The organism is Streptomyces sp. NPDC096046 (genome assembly GCF_040303285.1).
GTDB lineage: Bacteria > Actinomycetota > Actinomycetes > Streptomycetales > Streptomycetaceae > Streptomyces.
The window spans coordinates 68,519-70,656 of sequence record NZ_JBEOSZ010000040.1 but is presented as its reverse complement, the minus strand read 5'-3'; the positions used below and the strand labels follow the sequence as shown (position 1 = coordinate 70,656).

At 71.8% G+C, this 2,138-nt stretch carries 2 protein-coding genes; both read left to right on the top strand.

What is annotated here, in order from left to right:
• Positions 1-497 precede the first annotated feature (497 nt).
• Positions 498-1,466 (top strand): complex I subunit 1/NuoH family protein, encoded by a 969-nt coding sequence (locus ABTX62_RS28350; RefSeq protein ID WP_283974136.1) that lies wholly within the window; start codon positions 498-500, stop codon positions 1,464-1,466.
• A 2-nt stretch (positions 1,467-1,468) separates the two neighbouring features.
• On the top strand, positions 1,469-2,138 hold a 670-nt coding region (locus ABTX62_RS28345; protein ID WP_352118842.1), incomplete at its 3' end, for a 4Fe-4S binding protein.

The following is a 2,138-nucleotide window of genomic DNA, read 5'->3' as shown; positions in this document are numbered from 1 at the left end:
CTCCGCGACTCCTGGCCCCGACTCGGCGACTTCCGGCCCCGACTCCGCGACTCCTGGCCCCGACTCGGCGACTTCCGGCCCCGACTCCGCGACTCCTGGCCCCGACTCGGCGACTTCCGGCCCCGACTCCGCGACTCCCGGTCCGGAGGGCGGGGGGAGCCGGCCGGGCGCGCCCGGCCGCGGTGACAGTCGGCCGGGCAGGGCTTCGAGCGCCCCACGCAGCTCGGACGCCCCCTGGCACCACGCCCGTCCGACCTTCGACGAACCGGCCCCCGAACCCTCCCCGGAGGCGGGGGAGTTTCCGTCCAGGGAGCAGCCGGGCGGGTCGCAGACGTCCGAGCCCACGGGCGACGACACCCAGCCCACCGGCGACCCCGGCAACCCAAACAGCCCCGATAGCCCAGATAGCCCCAGGAACCCCGACAACCCCGGGGACCCCGACAACCCCGGGGACCCCGACAACCCCGGGGACCCCGACGACCCGCAGGAGGCTCGCAGTGAATGACGTGCTCGACGTCGCCCTGCGACTCCTGGTCGTCTTCGTCGTCTTCCTCACCTTCCCCCTGGTCATCGGCCAGACCGAACACAAGGTGATGGCCCACATGCAGGGCCGCCTCGGCCCCATGTACGCCGGCGGCTTCCACGGCTGGGCCCAGCTCGTCGCCGACGGGGTGAAGTTCGCGCAGAAGGAGGACGTCGTCCCCGCGGGCGCCGACCGCCGCATCTTCCAACTGGCCCCGGCCGTCGCCCTCCTGCCGTATCTCCTCGTCCTGCTCGCCATCCCCATCGGCCCGGGGGAGGGAGCCGTCGGCCAGGTCATCGACGCGGGTGTCTTCTTCGTCCTGGCCGTCATGGGCGTCGGCGTCCTCGGCTCGCTCATGGCCGGCTGGGCGTCCGCGAACAAGTTCTCCCTGCTCGGCGGCCTGCGCACCGCCGCCCAGCTCCTCGCCTACGAACTGCCGATGCTCCTGACCGCCGCCTCGGTGGCGATGGCGGCCGGCACCGTCTCCCTCCCCGGCATCCTCGACGCCTTCGAGTGGTGGTGGCTGCCGTGGCAGATCGTCGGCGCGATCGTCTTCTTCGTGGCCGGCCTCGCCGAACTCCAGCGCCCGCCCTTCGACATGCCCGTCGCCGACTCGGAGATCATCTTCGGTGCCTACACCGAGTACACCGGCCTCCGTTTCGCCCTCTTCCTCCTCGCCGAGTACGCCGGAATCGTCGTCCTGTGCGGCCTGACCACCGTCCTCTTCCTGGGCGGCTGGCACGGCCCGTGGGGCGCCGATGGCCTCGGCTGGGTCTGGACCCTGCTGAAGGCCGCCGTCCTCGCCTTCCTCGTGATCTGGCTGCGCGTCACCTACCCCCGTCTGCGCGAGGACCAGCTCCAGAAGCTCGCCTGGACCCTCCTCGTCCCCCTCGCCCTCGCCCAGATCGCCCTCACCGGCATCGTCAAGGTGGTGATCCAGTAACCATGGCCCCCCTTCCCGGCAGTGGCCTCGCCAAGGGCCTGGCCGTCACCCTCCGCACGATGACGAAGAAGTCCGTCACCGCGCAGTACCCGGACGCCCAGCCCGGCCTCCCGCCCCGCAGCCGCGGTGTGATCGGCCTGTTCGAGGAGAACTGCACGGTCTGCATGCTGTGCGCGCGCGAGTGCCCGGACTGGTGCATCTACATCGACTCCCACAAGGAGACGATCCCGGCCGCGACCCCGGGCGGCCGCGACCGCAGCCGCAACGTCCTCGACCGGTTCGCCATCGACTTCTCCCTGTGCATGTACTGCGGTATCTGCATCGAGGTCTGTCCTTTCGACGCCCTTTTCTGGTCGCCGGAGTTCGAGTACGCCGAGACCGACATCCGGGACCTCACCCATGAGCGCGACAAGCTCCGCGAGTGGATGTGGACCGTCCCGGCCCCGCCCGCCCTCGACCCCGGCGCGGAGGAACCGAAGGAACTCGCCACGGCCCGCAAGACCGCCGACAAGCTGGCCGCCCAGCAGGCCCCGCCGGTCACCGAACCGCACGCCGACGAGCAGGCCCGCGCCGCCGAGCAGCCCACCCGCCCCCAGGGCGCCTCCAAGCAGCAGACCGACCAGCCGAAGAGCCCTGGCCCACCCGAACTGGCGCAGTCCGAGCCGGGACAGC